15 protein-coding genes are annotated in these 17,043 nt (G+C 75.7%); 14 read left to right on the top strand and 1 reads right to left on the bottom strand.

The window, feature by feature from the left end; translation table 11 throughout:
* Positions 1-30: 30 nt before the first annotated feature.
* On the top strand, positions 31-1,170 hold the full coding sequence (locus BMW27_RS02635) for an acyl-CoA dehydrogenase family protein (protein WP_091438598.1): 1,140 nt from the start codon (positions 31-33) through the stop codon (positions 1,168-1,170).
* A 145-nt stretch (positions 1,171-1,315) separates the two neighbouring features.
* Positions 1,316-1,516 (top strand): hypothetical protein, encoded by a 201-nt coding sequence (locus BMW27_RS02630; protein ID WP_091438595.1) that lies wholly within the window; start codon positions 1,316-1,318, stop codon positions 1,514-1,516.
* Positions 1,517-1,531: 15 nt separating this feature from the next.
* On the opposite strand, the gene BMW27_RS02625 is transcribed toward BMW27_RS02630, so the two are convergent.
* The gene (locus BMW27_RS02625; protein ID WP_091438589.1) at positions 1,532-4,057 is read right to left on the bottom strand and encodes an Hsp70 family protein; all 2,526 of its coding nucleotides are present in this window, start codon (positions 4,055-4,057) and stop codon (positions 1,532-1,534) included.
* Positions 4,058-4,244: 187 nt separating this feature from the next.
* Here BMW27_RS02625 and BMW27_RS02620 point away from each other — a divergent pair, with 187 nt between their 5' ends.
* The 12 genes from BMW27_RS02620 to BMW27_RS02570 all read left to right on the top strand — a co-directional run bounded on the left by BMW27_RS02620 (position 4,245) and on the right by BMW27_RS02570 (position 16,912).
* Positions 4,245-4,886 (top strand): sensor histidine kinase, encoded by a 642-nt coding sequence (locus BMW27_RS02620; RefSeq protein ID WP_091438585.1) that lies wholly within the window; start codon positions 4,245-4,247, stop codon positions 4,884-4,886.
* Positions 4,877-5,542 (top strand): response regulator transcription factor, encoded by a 666-nt coding sequence (locus tag BMW27_RS02615; RefSeq protein ID WP_091438582.1) that lies wholly within the window; start codon positions 4,877-4,879, stop codon positions 5,540-5,542. The genes BMW27_RS02620 and BMW27_RS02615 overlap by 10 nt, the downstream gene beginning before the upstream one ends.
* A gap of 134 nt (positions 5,543-5,676) precedes the next feature.
* Entirely contained in the window at positions 5,677-6,963 is a 1,287-nt protein-coding gene (locus BMW27_RS23185) for a sensor histidine kinase (RefSeq protein WP_091438579.1), read from the top strand.
* Positions 6,960-9,146: a sensor histidine kinase gene (locus BMW27_RS02605; RefSeq protein WP_091438577.1), complete on the top strand. Its 2,187-nt coding sequence runs from the start codon at positions 6,960-6,962 to the stop codon at positions 9,144-9,146. The genes BMW27_RS23185 and BMW27_RS02605 overlap by 4 nt, the downstream gene beginning before the upstream one ends.
* A 178-nt stretch (positions 9,147-9,324) precedes the next feature.
* The gene (locus BMW27_RS02600; protein WP_091438574.1) at positions 9,325-9,546 is read left to right on the top strand and encodes a hypothetical protein; all 222 of its coding nucleotides are present in this window, start codon (positions 9,325-9,327) and stop codon (positions 9,544-9,546) included.
* 44 nt (positions 9,547-9,590) lie between these two features.
* The gene (locus BMW27_RS02595; protein WP_091438572.1) at positions 9,591-10,376 is read left to right on the top strand and encodes an esterase/lipase family protein; all 786 of its coding nucleotides are present in this window, start codon (positions 9,591-9,593) and stop codon (positions 10,374-10,376) included.
* 45 nt (positions 10,377-10,421) lie between these two features.
* Positions 10,422-10,817: a hypothetical protein gene (locus BMW27_RS02590; RefSeq protein WP_091438569.1), complete on the top strand. Its 396-nt coding sequence runs from the start codon at positions 10,422-10,424 to the stop codon at positions 10,815-10,817.
* Positions 10,818-10,872: 55 nt separating this feature from the next.
* Entirely contained in the window at positions 10,873-12,096 is a 1,224-nt protein-coding gene (locus BMW27_RS02585) for an acyl-CoA dehydrogenase family protein (RefSeq protein ID WP_091438566.1), read from the top strand.
* A 17-nt stretch (positions 12,097-12,113) separates the two neighbouring features.
* Positions 12,114-13,025: a hypothetical protein gene (locus tag BMW27_RS22805; RefSeq protein WP_139206814.1), complete on the top strand. Its 912-nt coding sequence runs from the start codon at positions 12,114-12,116 to the stop codon at positions 13,023-13,025.
* 43 nt (positions 13,026-13,068) lie between these two features.
* A complete protein-coding gene (locus tag BMW27_RS22800) occupies positions 13,069-13,656 on the top strand; it encodes a DivIVA domain-containing protein (RefSeq protein WP_139206813.1) in 588 nt (195 codons plus the stop codon).
* A gap of 35 nt (positions 13,657-13,691) precedes the next feature.
* On the top strand, positions 13,692-14,582 hold the full coding sequence (locus tag BMW27_RS02575; protein ID WP_091438559.1) for a ThiF family adenylyltransferase: 891 nt from the start codon (positions 13,692-13,694) through the stop codon (positions 14,580-14,582).
* Positions 14,579-16,912 carry an MMPL family transporter gene (locus BMW27_RS02570; protein ID WP_175486302.1) on the top strand — a complete coding sequence of 778 codons (2,334 nt, stop codon included), beginning with the start codon at positions 14,579-14,581 and terminating at the stop codon, positions 16,910-16,912. The genes BMW27_RS02575 and BMW27_RS02570 overlap by 4 nt, the downstream gene beginning before the upstream one ends.
* Positions 16,913-17,043: the final 131 nt, after the last annotated feature.

The following is a 17,043-nucleotide window of genomic DNA, read 5'->3' as shown; positions in this document are numbered from 1 at the left end:
TGCGCCCGTGCACCCCCTGGAGGGACCACCGTGACCGTCGACCGCCTGCTGCCCAGCGAGGAGGCCGAGGACCTGCTGGCCCTCGTCCGCGAGGTCGCCGACAAGGAGCTGGCGACCCGCGTGGTGGAGCACGAGCGGGCCGAGACCTATCCCGAGGGACTGTTCGCGACCCTCGGTGGGCTCGGGCTGCTCGGCCTGCCCTACCCCGAGGAGCTCGGCGGGGGAGGGCAGCCCTACGAGGTGTACCTGCAGGTGCTGGAGGAGTTCGGCGCGCGCTGGGCGGCGGTGGCCGTGGCGGTGTCGGTGCACGGGCTGTCCTGCCACCCGCTGGCCACCTTCGGCACCGACGAGCAGCGGGAGCGCTGGCTGCCGCGCATGCTCGCCGGTGAGCTGGTCGGCGGCTACTCGCTGTCCGAGCCGCAGGCCGGCTCCGACGCCGCGGCGCTGGCGTGCCGGGCCGAGGCGGTCGAGGGCGGGTACCGGGTGACCGGCACCAAGTCCTGGATCACCCACGGCGGGAAGGCCGACTTCTACGCGTTGTTCGCCCGTACCGGGGCGGGCTCGCGCGGCATCTCCTGCTTCCTGGCGCCGGGGCAGGGCGAGGGCCTGTCGTTCGGCCGCCCGGAGGAGAAGATGGGGCTGCACGCGATCCCGACCACGATGGCCAACTGGGACGGCGCGCTGATCGAGGGGGACCGGCTGATCGGCGCCGAGGGGCAGGGCCTCAGCATCGCGTTCTCCGCGCTGGACTCCGGGCGGCTCGGCATCGCGGCGGTCGCCACCGGTCTGGCGCAGGCGGCGCTGGAGGCCGCGGTGGACTACGCGCACGAGCGCAGCACCTTCGGTCGGAAGATCATCGACCACCAGGGGCTGGGCTTCCTGCTGGCCGACATGGCCGCCGCGGTGGACACCGCGCGGGCCACCTACCTCGACGCGGCCCGCCGCCGCGACGCCGGCCGCCCCTACGGCCGGCAGGCCAGCGTGGCCAAGCTGGTGGCCACGGACGCGGCGATGCGGGTGACCACCGACGCCGTCCAGGTGCTCGGCGGGTACGGCTACACCCGTGACTTCCCGGTCGAGCGGTACATGCGCGAGGCCAAGGTGATGCAGATCTTCGAGGGCACCAACCAGATCCAGCGCCTGGTCATCAGCCGCTCGCTCGCCCGCTGACGGCCGCCGGGTGCGGGGAGGGGGTCAGCCCCACCCCGGGGACGGGGGATCCGGCGGTCGGAGCCGGGGGCTGCCTCGATGGTCCGGCGACCGGGTGGGCGACAGGCTCTGTCCCGGAAGAGCCCGACACCCCGAGGAGCCGACCATGACCGCCACCGCCACCGCCACCGTCGGCCTGCGCAGCGTGCTCGAGGACGACTTCGCGCGCGCGAGCGGCACGTGGTCCGAGGCCCGCTCCCGGCAGCAGCGGAAGGACACGCCGGCGCACCGTGCCGCGGTCGCCGAGTGCACCGACCGGATCGACGCGGTCCTGGACATGTACCTCGAGGTCCGCCGCGCCGCCTGAGCGGGACGCGCCGGCTCAGCCCGCGAGGTCCAGGGGCACGAGCACCCCGGCGTTGAGGACGCTCACGTAGGCCCGGCTGCCGTCCGGCAGCACCGCGACCGAGGTCGGGCCGTCACCGACCGGCAGCCGTGCGGTCACCTCGAAGGACTCGGCACTGACCACGGCCACGGCGTCCGCGGTGACCGTGGCGACGTAGGCGAAGCGACCATCGGCCGACCAGGTGATGTCCTGCGGGTTCTGGCCGACGGGGATGCTCCTGACGACCGAGTTGCTGTTCGTGTCGATCATCGTCACCGAGCCCGACTCGTAGTTCACGTTGGCGACCAGCGGCCGGGTCGGGTGCACCGCCACGCTGTGCGGGGCGGTCTCCACCCGGACCTCGCCGACCACCTCGAGGGTCCTGGGGTCCAGCTGGGTGACGACGTTCGACTCGTGGTTGGCCACGTAGGCCCGCGACCCGTCGGGGGTGAACTCGATCCAGTGCGGGTTCGGGGGGACCTGCACCTCCTCGACCACGGTGTTGCTCGCCGTGTCGATCACCGAGATGGAGCCCGAGTCGTGGTTGGGCACGAACAGCCGCGAACCGTCCCGGGTCACCGCACCGAGGTAGGGCCGGGTGCGCACCGGGATCGTCGTGACGACCTCGTTGTCGGACGTGTCGATCACGGCGACGGCGGCGATCGTGCGCTCCTCGTTGTAGACGCTGACGTAGAGCCGGCTGCCGTCGGGCGCGAAGGTCAGGAACTGCGGCGGTCCGGCGGGGACAGGGATCGTCGCGGTCACCGCGTCGACGGCGGAGTCGACCACGGTCACCACGCCGGCGGTCCGGTTGGCGACGTAGAGCTGCCGCCCGTTGGGCGACACGGCGACGAAGCCCGGGGTCTCACCGACCTCGATCGGCGTCCCGATGGAGGGGATCGGCACCGCGGTCGACGGCGCCCGACCCGGCACCGCGGACGGCGCGGGTCCCGGGGCGTGGTCGTGCTCGGGCGCGGCGGTCACCCCGCCGCCGGTCTCCTGCGCCGCCGGCGCCGCGTCGTCGCGCAGCAGCCACCCGACGAGCACGACGCCCAGGACGACCACGAGCACCGCCGCGGCCCCGGCCAGCAGCTTCCGGCGCCGGGACACGTCCGGCCCCGCGTCGGGCACCTCACCGGCCCCCGGGTCCGGCGGACCGGCCCCTCCGGGTCCGCCGGGGCCCGGAGGCCAGCCGTTCGCGGGCCAGGGGGGTGCTCCGCTCCCGCCCGGAGGCGCCGGGTCGTGGCCCCGGGTGGGCGGCGGCAGCGGCGCGCCACCGGCGCCGGGCCTGCCCGCACCGGCCGCCCGTCGTGGCGGGGCCCCGACGGGCGTCCCGGCCCAGGCATCCGGGGCCGTGCCGACCGTGCGCGGCGGCGGCACCGGGGCGGCGACGGGTTCGGCGCGCGGCGGCACGTGACCGCCGGCCGGTGGGGCGGACCCCGCGGGCGCCGCGCCGAGCCCGGTGTGGACCTGGGCGAGGAGCGCCGCGCCCAGGGCGACGGAGTGCTTCGGGTGGGCGTCGACCACGGTGGGCCGCCCGAGCTCCCGCGAGATCATCTCGCCGACCAGGGGGATGCGGGAGGAGCCGCCGACGAGGAGCACGGCCGACAGCCGGTCCGGTGTCACGTCCGCCGTCCGCAGCGCACGGGTCAGCGTGCCGATCGTCGACTCGACCGGCGCACGGATCATGTCCTCGAACTCCGCCCGCGTGATCCGGACGTCCAGGTGCCGGCCGGGGAGGAAGACCGGGATGGTGGCCTCGCTGTCGAGCGAGAGCGCCTCCTTGGCCAGTACGCAGTCCTGGCGCAGCCGGGCCAGCGCGACGACGGTCTGGGTGTCGCCGAGGTCCAGTTCCGACAGCGCGCCACCGGTGGCGTGGTTGACGTGGGCGAGCACGGCCTCGTCGAAGTCGGCTCCCCCCAACCGTTCGATGCCCTCCGGGGAGCCGAGGATCTCGATGCCCTCGGCGGTGCGCTGCAGGACCGTGGCGTCGAAGGTCCCGCCCCCGAGGTCGTAGACGGCGATGACGTCGCCCTCGGTCAGCCGCCGGGTGGTCGCGTAGTACGCCGCGGCTGCCTCGGGCTCGGAGACGGTGAGGGCCGTGGACAACCCGGCGAACCGGGGGACCTCCTCGAACAGCTCCCGCCGGAACGGGCCCCAGTTGGCCGGGTGGGTGAGCACGATCTCCTCGGCCGGGCCGCCCCGCTCTGCGCTCACCCGCGCCAGGACCTCCTGCAGCAGGGCGCCGAGCAGGTCGGTCACCGCGTGCGACGTGCCGCCCAGCAGCAGCGGCGTCGGGTCACCCAGCCGACGCTTGATCTCCGTGGCGACCCGGTCGGGATGGCTCACCGAGCGCCGGGCGGCGGCATCACCGGTGACCAGCACGCCGTCGTCCCGGAGGTAGACCGCGGCCGGCATGACCGTCGAGCGGTCGCCCAGCGCGGCCATCTCCAGGCTGCTGTCGTGGGCGACCGCGGCTGCCACGAAGGTCGTGCCGAGGTCGACCCCGAGGTGGTAGCTCACGGCGCCTCCCGGACGGACACTCGTCGCGCGGCTCGACTCGCCGGGGGAAGTAGGCACCCACTGCAGCGACCTGACAACGACGTGCTCTGCTGCCTCGGCGCGCCGAACACGGACCGGGGGACAACCCCACCCCTGGGTAGGGGCGGCACCCTTCCTGGTGCGATCCGCCGGACGGGACCATCACCGCATGACGTCCGAGTCGGCCCCGTCCGCGGACGACCCCTCGGGTGCGGGCCTGCCCGGGCCGGTCGCTCCTGACCGCCCCGCAGCCCTCTCCTGCCGGGCCGAGCGCGACCAGTGGAACCGGCGGCTCCGGCTGCAGCGGCAGCTGCACGACGGCGCCTCCCTGCGGATCTCGGCCCTCGTCCCGCAGCTCGGTGTCGTCCGCACCCGGCAGCCGGACCTCGACGCCTCCATCGAGGGGTTGCAGGACCAGTTGCACACCGTGCTCCAGGAGCTGCGCGAGATCGCGCGGGCCATCTACCCGCCGGTGCTCGACGAGGCCGGCCTCGGCCCGGCGCTCCGGGACCACGTCGAGCACACCGACGTCGTCGTGCGCGTCGACGTCGGGCCGGAGCGCTTCGGTCCGGCCGTGGAGGGTGCTGCCTACTTCGCGGTCATCGGCTGCCTGGCCGCCCTCCCCTCCGGCTCGCCGCCGGTCGAGGTGCGCGCCCGGCGCGAGGGCGGCGCGCTCGTCCTCGCGCTGTCCGGCGTGCCGCCCCGGCTGGCCCCCGCCGTCCTCGACCACGTCTGCGGCCTCGGCGGCGAGGTCACCACAACCGGGGGGCCCGAGGTGGGGACGATCGAGGTGGAGATCCCGTGCGCGTAGCACTGGCCGAGGACGGCGCCCTGTTCCGCGAGGGGCTGCTCATGCTGCTGCAGGCGGCCGGGCACGAGGTCGTCGGCAGCGTCGCCGACGGCGACGCGCTGGTCGGACTGCTCGCCGGCGAGGACGCCGACGTGGCGATCCTGGACATCCGGATGCCCCCCGAGCCGGACGGCGGCCTGGTGACCGCGGAGCGGCTGCGGGAGAGGCACCCCGACATGGGGCTGCTGTTCCTCTCCCACTACGCCGAGTCGCACTACCTCATGCGCATCCTCGAGATCGGCACCGAGGCGGTCGGCTACCGGCTCAAGGAGAAGGTCGGCAGCGTCGAGGTCCTCAGCGACACCCTCGACCGGATCGTCGGCGGGGAGATCGTCATCGAGCCCGTGCTGGCCAAGCGGCTGGTCGAGCGTCCGCGCGGCGACCGCAAGGAGGTCGTCGACACCCTCTCACCGCGGGAGCTCGACGTGCTGCGACTGATGGCCGAGGGACGCTCCAACAACGGCATCGCCGCACAGCTGTTCGTGACGCCCAAGGCGGTCGAGAAGCACATCGCCAACATCTTCAGCAAGCTCGGCCTGCAGGAGGACGGCAGCGAGCACCACCGCCGGGTCCTCGCCGTCCTGACCTACCTGCGCTCCCAGCACGACCGGCGCTGACCCGCGCACCGTGCCTCGCGCGCCGCGGCCTTGGCCCGGACCGGGACCCTGCCTAGCGTGACGCCGGCGGGCCGCCCGGTTCCGCGGCCGAGGGGTCGGTGGTGCGCATGGTCGGGAGGACCCGGTCCCGTGCCGTGCGCGGGCTGCTGGTCGTCGCCGGGGTGGCCGCGGTGCTCGTCGTCGTCGTCCGGGGCACCGGGCGGGTCACCGGGGCGGCCGTGCCCACCGCGGTCCTGGCGTTCGCCGCAGGCGCGGTGGTGGCCGTCGGCCTCCAGCTCCTGTTGCCCCGGGTCCTGCCCGACCCGGCCGCCCGCGACGGGGCAGCCCGCTACGCCGCGCTCGCGGAGGCGGCCCGGCGCGGGCAGTCCGGTTCGCTGGACCAGGCCCTGCCCGGCCTGGCGCGGGTCGTGGCCGAGGGCACCGGCGCCGTCCGCGCCGTGGTCTGGCTCGCCGTCGGGCACCGCCTCGTGGCTGCCGCGGCGTACCCGCCCGAGCCGGGGACCGGGCCGGAGAGCGTGCCCGACCTCGCCGCTCTCCTGGCGCGCCCGGACACGGACTCCGCCGTCCCCGTCCTCGACGGGACCGTGCTGCGCGCCGTGCTCGGCATCCGCAAGCCGTCGGCGGTCACCGCCGCCAACCGGCAGCTCATGCAGGACGTCGCCAGCGGCGCCGCCCTGGTGCTGCGGGTCGCCGCCCTCAACGCCGAGCTCGCCGAGCGGGTGCAGCGCGCCGCCGCACTCGCCGGTGAGCTGCACGCGTCGCGGCACCGCCTGGCCTCCGCCCGCGACTCCGAGCGGCGGCGGTTGGTCGCCGAGCTCCGGTACGCGACGGGGGAGCGCCTGGAGGCCCTCCGGGCCGAGGTCGGGGCGGCCACGGCGGCGCTGGACGACGAGGAGGCCGGCCTCGCGGCGGCGCACGCTGCGCTCGGCCGCGCCCGGGAGCGGCTCGAGGAACTGCTCGACCGGTTCCGCGCCGTGGCCCGGGGCGTGTACCCCGCGGTGCTGCGCGACCAGGGGCCTGCCGCGGCACTCGACGAGGTGGTCGCCGACCTGCCCCGGCCGGTCCGCACCAGCGGCGGGCCGGCCGAGCGGCTGCCCTGGGAGCTGGAGTCGGGCATCTACTACGTCGCGGCCACCGCGGTCCGCGCGCTGGCCGACCGGCCTGCCGGCACCGCGGTGCTGGTGCGGCTGGAGCACTCCGCGGGCCGGATCGGCCTGCACATCAAGGACCCCGTTCCACTCGTCCCCGCGGAGCGCCTGACCGAGCTGCTCGCCGACGACGCCGACCGGCTGGCCGCGCTGGGGGGCGGGATGGACCTCGAGGTCCCCGCGGCCGGAGGACTGGTCCTGCGGGCCTGGCTGCCCGACCGGGTGGAGCCGGTCGTCGTGGAGACCGCCGGGACCGAGGTCGCGGTCCGGTGAGCCCGGGGCGCCCGACGGGCAGGGCCCTGCTCGCCGACCTGCTGACGATCGCCCTGGTCACCGCCGCCGTCGGCGGCGTCCACCTGGCCGTGGACGCCGGCGTCGGCCGGCTCCTCGCCGGGACGACGGCAGCCGCGGTCGCGGCTCCGGTGGTGGCCGCGGCGACGGCCCTGCCGGCGTACGCCTGGGCGCGGCGGCTGACCGCTCGGCTGGACGTCGGGGACCGTCCCACGGGGGGCCGGGTGCTCGCCGCGCTGGCGGCGTTGCCACGGCCCGCGTCGCGCGGGGTGCCCGACCTCGCGGACGTCGTGGCGGCCGTCGGGCAGGGCCTGGGTGCGGGGGTGTGCACGCTGACCGTCCGCCGGCCGGGGCTGCGCGACCGGGTCGCCACGTGGTCCCCGGCCGGCCTGGAGCCGGCCCAGGCGCGCTGGGTGGTGCCCGTCCGGCACGGGGGGGAGGACGTCGGCACCCTCGCCGTCGACCGGGTGGCGGTGCCCGGCACGCCTGCCGAGCGCCGGCAGGTGCTGGAGGACGTCGCCAGCAGTCTGGGCGTGGTGCTGCAGGCCGAGCGGTCCGGCATCGAGCTGGAGCGACAGCTGCGGGCGGCGCTGGCGCACGCCACCGAGATCGCCGTCGCCCGCCGCCGCGCCGTCGCGGAGTCCGACAGCGAGCGCCGCCGGATCGAGCGCGACCTGCACGACGGGGCCCAGCACCAGCTGGTCTCCCTCAGCCTGGCGCTCGGTCTGGTGGAGCACGGGCTCACCACCGGGCAGCTCGACCGGGCGCGGGCCGTCCTGGCCTCCGTAGCCGTGCAGCTCGAGGCGATCGCGGACCTGCTGGCACGCACCACCGCCGGCGTCAGCTCGCCGGTGCTGGCCCGCAGCGGCCTGGTCGCCGCCCTCCGGGAGGAGCTGGCGCAGGACGACCCACCCGTCGTCCTGGACGTCCCGGACGGGGTGCGGTTCCCCGCCGACGTGGAGCAGGCCGTCTACTTCGTCTGCCTGGAGGCCGTCAGCAACAGCCGCAAGCACGCACCGGGTGCCCGGGTGGTCGTGCGGCTGACTCAGGACGGGGACCGGCTGCACTTCGCGGTTCAGGACGACGGCCCGGGCTGGACCTCCGGGGCCGGCTCCCCGGGACGGGGCATGCGCAACCTCGCCGCCCGGGTAGCCGCGGTCGGCGGGCAGGTCGAGGTGCGGTCGGCGCCGGGCCGTGGCACCTCGGTCGAGGGCTCCGTGCCACTGCCGGCGCCCGCGGCCGACCGGGCACCGGCCAGCGGGGCGCCGGTCGGCCCGGGGCTGTTCGACCGGGTCCGGACGCTCGTGCGGTCGGCGCGGGACCTCTACCACGGCAGCCCGGAGGCCGAGCGCCTGCAGGCCCTCGCCCGGTCCCTCGACGAGCCGCTCCGGATCGCCGTGACCGGTCCGCCCGTCCCTGCAGTGGACGTCCTGGCCCTCGGGCTGGCCGCGGGTACCCCATCGGCCACCGTGCACCGGGCGGAGGAGGCGTCCGGCATCCCGGCGCAGACGCCGGCCGACGCCTGGGTCCTCGTGCTGGACTGCGCCCGGTCCGGGGAGGGCGAGCGGTTCGCGCTCCCGCCCGTGGTGCGCCCGACCCAGGCAGTCGGCGTGCTCCTCGGCGAGGGGTCGGTACCGGCCGTGGCCCGCCGGTGCCAGGCGGTGGTGACCGTCCCCGCCGGTGCGGAGGACCCGGCTGCGGTCAGCGCACCGGTGCAGCAGCTGGTGGACAGCCGTCTCGTCCCGCGGGCCCAGGCGCTGCGGGTCAGGGGTGCCCTGGCCGTGCTGGAGGCGACCCTGCAGGTCCGGCCGCCCCGGGGCGACGCCGGCCCGCTGCGCTACCAGCTCGACGCCGTCCGATCGGCCGCGCAGGAGGTGGCCGAGCTGGACCTGCTCGACGCGCTCTGCTCCGGGGAGCTCCGCGTCCCGGACGAGGAGCGGCGGGCCGCCGAGGTCCTGCTCGGCGCGGACGGGGTGGAGGCGTGGGCGCGGCTGGCGTGCGGCCCCACCGCCGGCGCGCAGGACCTGGCGCAGGCCGCGGCGGCGCAGCTGGCCCGCTGGCAGCGGGTCGCCGTGCACCCGGCGTCCCCGGCCGCCGTCCGGCGCCTCGCCGGCGCCCTCGTGCAGACCTGCGAGCGGCTGATGGCGGGCGCCGCCCCGCGCTGACCTGCGGTCGGAGGGGACCCGGCCCCCGGGGCCGGGGGAGAACCCCACTCCGAAGACGGGGGTCCCGGGCGCCGCGTCCGGGGGCCTGCTCGATCGTCCGGCCTGTCCGGCGCCGACATCCTCGTCTCATCGAGAAGCCACCGGGACCACCTCCCCGGCTCGAGCAGAGGAGCAGCAGATGTCCGCCGCCACCGCCACCGCCAGCTTCACCGCCCGCCCCGTCCGCACCGGCCCCCGGCCCTGCTACAAGCACACGGCCCACCGGTGGATGGCGTACTGCGACGACTGCACCGCCTGGCACCTCGGCCACCAGATCGCCGCCCGCACCCGGACCGCCCCGGTCCTGACGCTGGTCACCTCAGCCGGCCGCCGGCCGGCTGCCTTCCGCCCTGCCGCCTGACCGGTCCCGACCCACCGCCCGACCCGTCCGGAGAGGAGGAAGCCGTGCGTCCCGGCCCCACACTGAGCGCCCTGACGCTGGACGCCGCCCTCGCCGTCCGCGGGATGGTGGTCGACCGGCTGCTCCGCTCACTGCGCCCCGCCGACCCCGAGGCGGCACCGGTCTCCCCGCCCGTGGCGACCCGCCTGCACGGCCTCCGGCACGTCACCCCGGTCGTGCTCGTCCACGGCTACGGCGGCACCCGGTCGACGTGGTCGCCCCTGGAGCGGCGGCTGCAGGAGGCCGGCGTCAGCCACCTGCACACGCTGACCTACAGCCCCTTTGCGCCGTGCGTCCCCGAGATCGCCCGCAGCCTCGTCCGGGAGTGCCGCAGAGCGATGGCACGAGCCGGGACCGACCGGGTTCACCTCGTCGGGCACAGCCTCGGCGGCGTCGTCGTCCGGTTCGCCGTTCAGGAGCTGGGACTCGAGCCGCACGTCGCGACTGCCGTCACCGTCGCCTCCCCGCACGGCGGGACGCCCGCGGCGTTGCTCGCGCGGGGCACTCTCGTCGCCTCGCTGCGGCCCGGCTCGCCGCTGCTGGCGCAGCTGCGGCGGCAGGCACGCACCAGCGACGTCCGGTGGGTCTCCTACTACTCCGACGCCGACCTCGTCGTCCGGCCCCGTTCCTCGCGGCTCGACGAGCCCTCCCTCGGCGCATCCAATGTCCTGGTCCCCGGGACCGGGCACCTGGGGATCGTGCGGTCCCCGGTGTTCCTGGCCTCGGTCGTCGACCTGCTGACCCGCGACACCCCGGGCCAGGTGGAGACCCCCGCCGCCACCGCCGCCTGACCCACGTCCGTCGTCCCGTCCCCGCACCGTCCCGGAGGTCCCACCATGCCCGCGTACACGTCCCGTGAGCAGGCCGTCTCGGTCTTCTCCCAGCTGTTCGAGATCATGCTCGAGGACGACGCCTTCCGCGCGATCGTCCGCGACGAGGCGCTGTCCGTGCGGTTCGTGCACACCGAGCCGGACTTCGAGCTGTACGTCGACGCCGAGGGCGTCCGCGTCGACGGGCCGGCCGCACCCACCACGCTCGCGATCAAGATGTCGTGCGACACCGCCGACGCGCTGTGGAACGGCCGGCTGCTCATGCCCATCGCGGTCGCCACCGGCAGGATCCGGATCAAGGGCAGCGTGGCCAGGGTCATCGAGTTCGTGCCCCTGCTGCGCCCGGCGTTCGACCGCTACCCCGCTCTGGCTGCCGCCGCCGGCGTGCCCACCTCGGCCTGACCGGCCTCCCGACGCGCCGACGTCCCGCACCCCTGCCGACCCGAAGGAGCAACCCGTGCTCGACACCTCCCCCGCCGAGGTCGCCGGCCCCCCGACCACCTCGCTGCCGCCACAAGTCGGGGCCCTGCGCGACTGCGTCCGCACCTTCGCCCAGGAGCGGCTGCGCCCCGAGGTGCAGCGCCTGGACCGGGCCGACGCCGCCGACTTCGACTGGGACCTGGTCGCCGAGGGGCACCGGCTCGGCCTCACCCGGCTGGTCATCTCCCGGGCGCACGGCGGCCTGGGACACGGCGAGCTCGGCGTCGCGGTGGCTCTGGAGGAACTCGCCGCCGTCGACGCGGGCTTCGCGCTCGTCTTCGGCGCCACCATGCTCGGCCAGGCACCCCTGCTCCTGTCCGGCGACCCGGCGCTGCAGGCCCGGTTCCTGCCGCTGTTCTCCGGCGACGAGCCGGTGCTCGCCTGCAATGCCATCACCGAGGAGCTGGCCGGCTGCGACCTGCTCATCCCGGAGAACGCGCAGTACGCCCTCGACGTCATGCGAGCCCGCCGCGACGGCGACCACTACCTGCTGGACGGCGCCAAGAAGTTCATCACCAACGGCAGGGTCGCGACCTACGCCACGGTCTTCGCCAACATCGAGGGCAACCCCGGCGCCAGCGCGCTGACCTGCTTCGTCGTCCCCCTCGACTCGCCGGGCGTCGAGCTCGGCGCGGTGGCGGACAAGATGGGCTACCGCACCTGCCTGGGCACCGAGATGACCTTCCGCGGCGTCCGCGTGCCGGCCGAGAACGTGATCGGCGGCGAGGGCGGCGGCGTGGTCATCAACGTCCAGCAGATGAACATGGCCCGTGCCGCGGTGGCCGCGATCTCCACCGGCGTCGCCCGTGGCGCCCTGGACCTGGCCCGGCAGTGGTGCGGCGAGCGGATCCAGGGTGGCGTCCCGCTGTACCGCCACCAGTTCACCGCCCGCAAGCTGGCCGAGATGTCGACCAAGGTCGACGCCGCCCGGCTGCTCTACCTGCGGGCCGCGCACCTGGCCGACACCGAGATCCCCGCCCCGGCCTACGAGCCGGCGGTCGCCAAGCTCTTCGCCGACCGGATCGCCGTCGAGGTGGCCGAGGAGGCCATGTCGCTCATGGGCGCCCGCGGCTACGTGCGCGACTGGGGGATGGAGAAGTACCTGCGGGAGGCCCTCGGCGCCCGTATCTACGAGGGCACGCCCGAGGTGCTGGCCCTCGCCATCACCGAGTCGATGTACGCCACCGACGACGACTTCTGAGCGGAGCGAGGACCACCGTGTGCACCACGCCGACCCGCGGGGCCACCCGCCGCTACGCCGCCGACATCGTCGCCCTGCACGACCGGCTGAGCTACCGCCACCTGCTCGACGCCCTGCCGCACGCGGACCTCCTGCACCGGGCCGAGCGCGGCGACGGGCTGGTGACCGTCGCGGCGGCCACCGAGCACCTGCCGCACCGCTACCTCCTCGGCCTGCAGGGGTTCCGGCTGGCCCAGTACCTGCAGCTGGGCTGGGCCTGCGAGGAGGCGCTGCACCGCAGCGCCGGGTTCTGCGAGCCGCTGCAGTCCCTGCACCCCGACGACGTCCACGTCGTCACGTACAGCAGCCGGAGCGGGCGCATCCTCGGCTACCTGGGTCTCACCACCTCCGGGGACCTCGAGCCGCGCGACCTGCACGACCCGGGCCGCGCGCGGTTCCCGGTCGAGGCGGCGCACCGGGTGGACGTGTTCGCGGCCGTGCCGGCCCCGGCCGGCGTCCGCAGCGACCAGGTGCGCGAGCTGAAGCGGTTCGTGCACTCCCGGACGCTCACCGACAAGGCGCAGCGGCTGCGGGTCACCCTCGAGCTGCTGCTCGGTGCGGGCCGGACCCTGGTGGCCCTCGAGCCCGCCGTCCGCGTCCTGGTCGGGGACGTCGAGGAGCAGGTCGCCCTCCGGCACCTGCTGCTGGCCGGCCTGGACGTGCACCTCATCGAGGACACCCGGCCCTGGCTGCCGGACGACGACCTGCTGCACCTGGCCTACACGCGACGCGCCGAGGTCAAGCCGTTCGTCGCCCAGGTCCCCGACCGCGCCGAGCTGGCGGGCCGGGTCGAGCTGCTGGAGGCCGCGCTCGCCTCCGAGGACCTCTTCGAGGCCGCCGACGCCTTCTCCGACGCCGTCCGCGGGTCCGCCCGGCGGACCGCCGCCTGACTCCCGCCCCCCGCGCCGCCCCCCCGCCACGAGGAGCCCCACCGTGCCCATCGACCCCGCCGCCATCCGCGCCCAGGAGTTCCGGGTCGTCTTCCGCGGCTACGACGTCGAGGAGGTCGACGCCTTCCTCGACTGGATCGAGCAGGAGCTCAGCCGCCCGGCGCAGGGCCCGCACGCCCCTTCCCCCGCCGCGCCCGCGTACGGCGCCGCCTACGCCCAGGCGATGCGGACGCTGCGGCACGCCGAGCAGGCCGCCGAGCGGATGCTCGCCGAGGCCGCCGCCGACGCCGCCGCCGTCCGGGAGCAGGCGCACGCCGAGGCGCGGGGCATCGTCGCCGACGCCCGCGCGGATGCCGCTCGCATCGTGGCCACCACCCCCCGGCGCCCGTCGGCCGACGTCGAGGACCTCGTGGTCTGCGCCGAGCGGTTGCGCGCCGAGCTCGACCGCCTGGGCGCGTCGGAGCGCCGGTGCCGGGAACAGCTGCAGACCTGGCTCGAGGAGCACGGCCGGCTCCTCGACCGGGACCCGGTGCCGGCCGGCTCCGAGGTCCCCGCCGACTCCTGGCGCCGGGACTCCGGCACCACCGTCCGCCGGGTGCTCACCACCCTGCCGCCGTCCGCCGTCCGCTGACCGCCCACCCACCCGCCGACTGGGGAGCACCCGCCATGACCGCGACCACCCCCGACCTCTACGACGAGCTGACCCGCCGCAACCGCGGCTTCATCCCGGCGGCCTCGCAGCAGCGTCTGCGCGACGCCACCGTGCTGGTGGCCGGCTGCGGGTCGACCGGCGGCGCCGTGGTGGAACCGCTGACCCGGCTGGGCGTGCAGTCCTTCCTCCTCGCCGACAACGGGACCTACGAGCTCGGCAACCTCAACCGGCAGAGCGCGACCCAGGCCGACATCGGGCGCAACAAGGCCGAGGTCTGCGCCCGCCGCGTGGTGGAGATCAACCCGCGGGCCCGCACGCGCGTGGCGACCGACGGCATCCAGCCGGGCACGGTCTCGGCGGTGGTCGCGGCGTGCGACGTGGTCGTGGACGGCGTCGACGTCACCGAGCCCGCCGGCTGGCGGGCCAAGTACGCGCTGCACGCGGCGGCCGCGGCGCTGGGCCGGCCGGTCGTCTCCGGGTACGACATGGCCGGCACCCAGTACGTGCGCTTCCACGACTACCGCCGGGCCGGCGTGCCCTTCGACGGCGCGGTCACCGCCGCGCAGGTCGAGTCGGACTCGACCTGGCGGCTGCTGCGGCAGGTGGTGCCGCTGCGCGTGGTGCCGGTCGAGATGCTGGAGAGCGCCCGCGCCGCGGTGGCCGACGGCGAGGACGGCGTGTCGCAGCTGGTGTACACCTCGATGCTGTTCGGCGCGCTGACCTCGCGGATGGTGGTCGACGTGCTCGACGGCCGCCCCGTGCGCCGCCACACGGTGGTGGACGTGCACGCGGCGGTCCGGCCCGCGGCCTCCTCCGTGCGTGCCCGGCTCCGCAAGCCGTGGGTTCTCGCGCTGGCCCTCCGGGACCTGGCCGTCCTGGAGCGCACGTCGGGACGCCGCCGGTGATCGAGCGGTTCGCGGCGTTCACCCGCCGCGCGCGCTGGCCGATCGCCGTCGTCTGGGTCCTCCTCGTGGCCGCCGCGGCCGTCCTCGCCTCCGGCCTGCCCGACCGGCTCAGCGGCGGCGGCTGGGACGTCGAGGGCTCGCAGTCCGCAGCCGTCGAGGAGGCGCTGCGGCAGGGCTTCGCCGGCCGGGGCGAGAGCACCCTGACCGTCGTCGTCCGCGACCGCGAGCACATCACGGGCGAGGAGGCCTTCGAGGGCCGGGTCCGGGAGGTGGTGGCTGCGGTGGCCGGGGACCCGGCCCTGGACGTCCGGAGCACCTACGGCTGGTCCACGCTGGGCAGCCCCGAGGCGCGCGAGCCCTTCACCGGCGAGGACGGCCGCACGGTCGTCGACGTGGTCGGCCTCGGTGTCGAGGACGGCTACGCCCGCCAGGAGCTGCCCGCGGCGCAGGAGCGCCTGCACGACCGGTTCGGCGACGACGGCCTGGACGTCTCGCTCGTCGGACCGGCGTCCTTCTGGGGGGAGGTCAACGAGCTCAGCGAGGAGGGCCTGCTCCGGGCCGAGCTGATCACGCTCCCGCTGATCGTCCTCGTGGTGGTGCTGCTCTTCGGCGGCATCGTCGCGGCGCTGGTGGCCCTCGTCGTCGGGGTCACCTCGATCGTGCTGACCCTCGCGGTGCTGACCCTGCTCGCGGGCCAGTACGAGCTGTCCCTGTTCGTGCAGAACACCGCGACCATGCTCGGTCTGGGCGTCGGGGTCGACTACTCGCTGTTCGTCATCGCCCGCTTCAAGGAGGAGCTGGCGGCCGGCCGGGACGTCGAGGGCGCGATCGCCACCACGCTGCGCACGTCGGGGGAGACCGTGCTGTCCTCCGGCCTGACCGTCATCGCGGCCATGAGCACGCTGTTCCTCGTGCCGCTGGGCGTGATCGGCTCGATCGCCCTGGGCGCGGTGGTCGTCGTCGCCTTCTCGGTGCTGACCAGCGTCCTCCTGCTGCCGGTGCTGCTGCACCTGCTCGGCCCTCGCATCGACCGGTGGGTCGTCGTGGTCCGCAAGGGCAGCCACCGCCGTCCGGCCGCGGCGCGGTGGGCCGGCTTCGCCGGGCGGGTGATGCGCCGGCCGGTGCTCTTCCTCGCCGTCAGCGTCGCCGGACTGCTGCTCCTCGCCGCACCGTCACTGGGCCTGCGCACCTTCACCCCCGACGCCCGGATCATCCCCGCGGACGAGCCCGTGCGGGCCGGGTACACGCTGATGGAGGAGCAGTTCGGCGTCGGCTCCACCGCGCCGCTGCAGGTCCTCGTCAGCTCGCCGGAGCCGCTCGGGTCCGACGACGGTCCCGCCGTCACGGACCTGCAGGAGCGGCTGCAGGAGCTGCCGGGCGTGGTCCGCGTCGACTCGGCGATCGAGCCCTTGGCCCGCGTGGCCTCCCACGACCCGCTGGGCGCTCTAGCCGGGCCGACCCGGGAGGCGCTGCCCCCGGACGTGCGGCAGACCGTCGACCACTCCGTCTCCGAGGACGGACGCCGGCTGCTGCTCAGCGTGATCCCGGACGGGCCGGCCGCGGCCGGGGGCACCCAGCAGCTGCTGGACGACGTCCGCGCCGAGGCGGCCCGCACCGGCGGCGCCGGGCTGACCGTCGACGTCGGCGGCGAGACGGCGCAGGGCGTGGACAGCAACGACGCCATCACCCGGACGATGCCCGCGGTCGTGGCGGCGATGCTGGGGATCATCTACCTGTTCCTGCTGCTGACCTTCCGGTCGGTGTTCCTCCCGCTGAAGGCGATCCTGATCAACCTGCTGTCGGTGGCCGCCACCTACGGCGTCCTGGTCCTGGTCTTCCAGCACGGCATCGGCGCCGACCTGCTGGGCTTCGAGCGCACCGGGAACGTGCAGAACTTCGTCCCGGTGCTGCTGCTGACCCTGCTGTTCAGCCTGAGCACCGACTACGAGGTCTTCCTGCTCAGCCGCGTCCGCGAGGACCACCGGCGGACCGGCGACGGCGTCGGCAGCGTCGCCCGGGGACTCGCCCACACGGCCCCGCTGATCTCGGGCGCGGCGCTGCTCATGGTCGTGGTCTTCGGTGCCTTCTCCTTCGCCGGCATCCTGCCGATGAAGCAGCTCGGCCTGGGCATGGCGGTCGCGATCGCGCTGGACGCCACCATCATCCGGCTGGTCGTCGTCCCGGCCTCGATGCGGCTGATGGGGGACTGGAACTGGTGGATGCCGGGCCGGCGTGCGCCGGCCCGGCGGGCCGCGGGGCGGGGCCGGCCCCGGCCGGCCCACCCGACCGGCCTGGCGCACTCCGTGGCCGCGGGGGTGCCGGCTCCCTGAGACCCCACGGGTCTTCCCCACCCCAGGGAGCGGGGGCTGCACCTCGGGAAGGGGGGGCCTGCTCCATCGTCCCCGGACCGCGTTGCCAGCAGGCTCGTCAGCACCGAAACGGCAGCGCCGGACCACCGGCG

This window comes from Geodermatophilus poikilotrophus, from assembly GCF_900111455.1.
GTDB classification, from domain to species: domain Bacteria; phylum Actinomycetota; class Actinomycetes; order Mycobacteriales; family Geodermatophilaceae; genus Geodermatophilus; species Geodermatophilus poikilotrophus.
Note: the sequence above shows the minus strand (reverse complement) of the source record. Positions and strands in the feature narration are given on the sequence as shown.

What these genes read in the sequence shown, in the direction of transcription:
- BMW27_RS02630 (WP_091438595.1), top strand. Translation starts at nt 1,316, where the DNA reads ATGACCGCCACCGCCACCGCCACCGTCGGCCTGCGCAGCGTGCTCGAG.
- BMW27_RS02575 (WP_091438559.1), top strand. Translation starts at nt 13,692, where the DNA reads ATGACCGCGACCACCCCCGACCTCTACGACGAGCTGACCCGCCGCAAC.
- BMW27_RS02600 (WP_091438574.1), top strand. Translation starts at nt 9,325, where the DNA reads ATGTCCGCCGCCACCGCCACCGCCAGCTTCACCGCCCGCCCCGTCCGC.
- BMW27_RS02590 (WP_091438569.1), top strand. Translation starts at nt 10,422, where the DNA reads ATGCCCGCGTACACGTCCCGTGAGCAGGCCGTCTCGGTCTTCTCCCAG.
- BMW27_RS02620 (WP_091438585.1), top strand. Translation starts at nt 4,245, where the DNA reads ATGACGTCCGAGTCGGCCCCGTCCGCGGACGACCCCTCGGGTGCGGGC.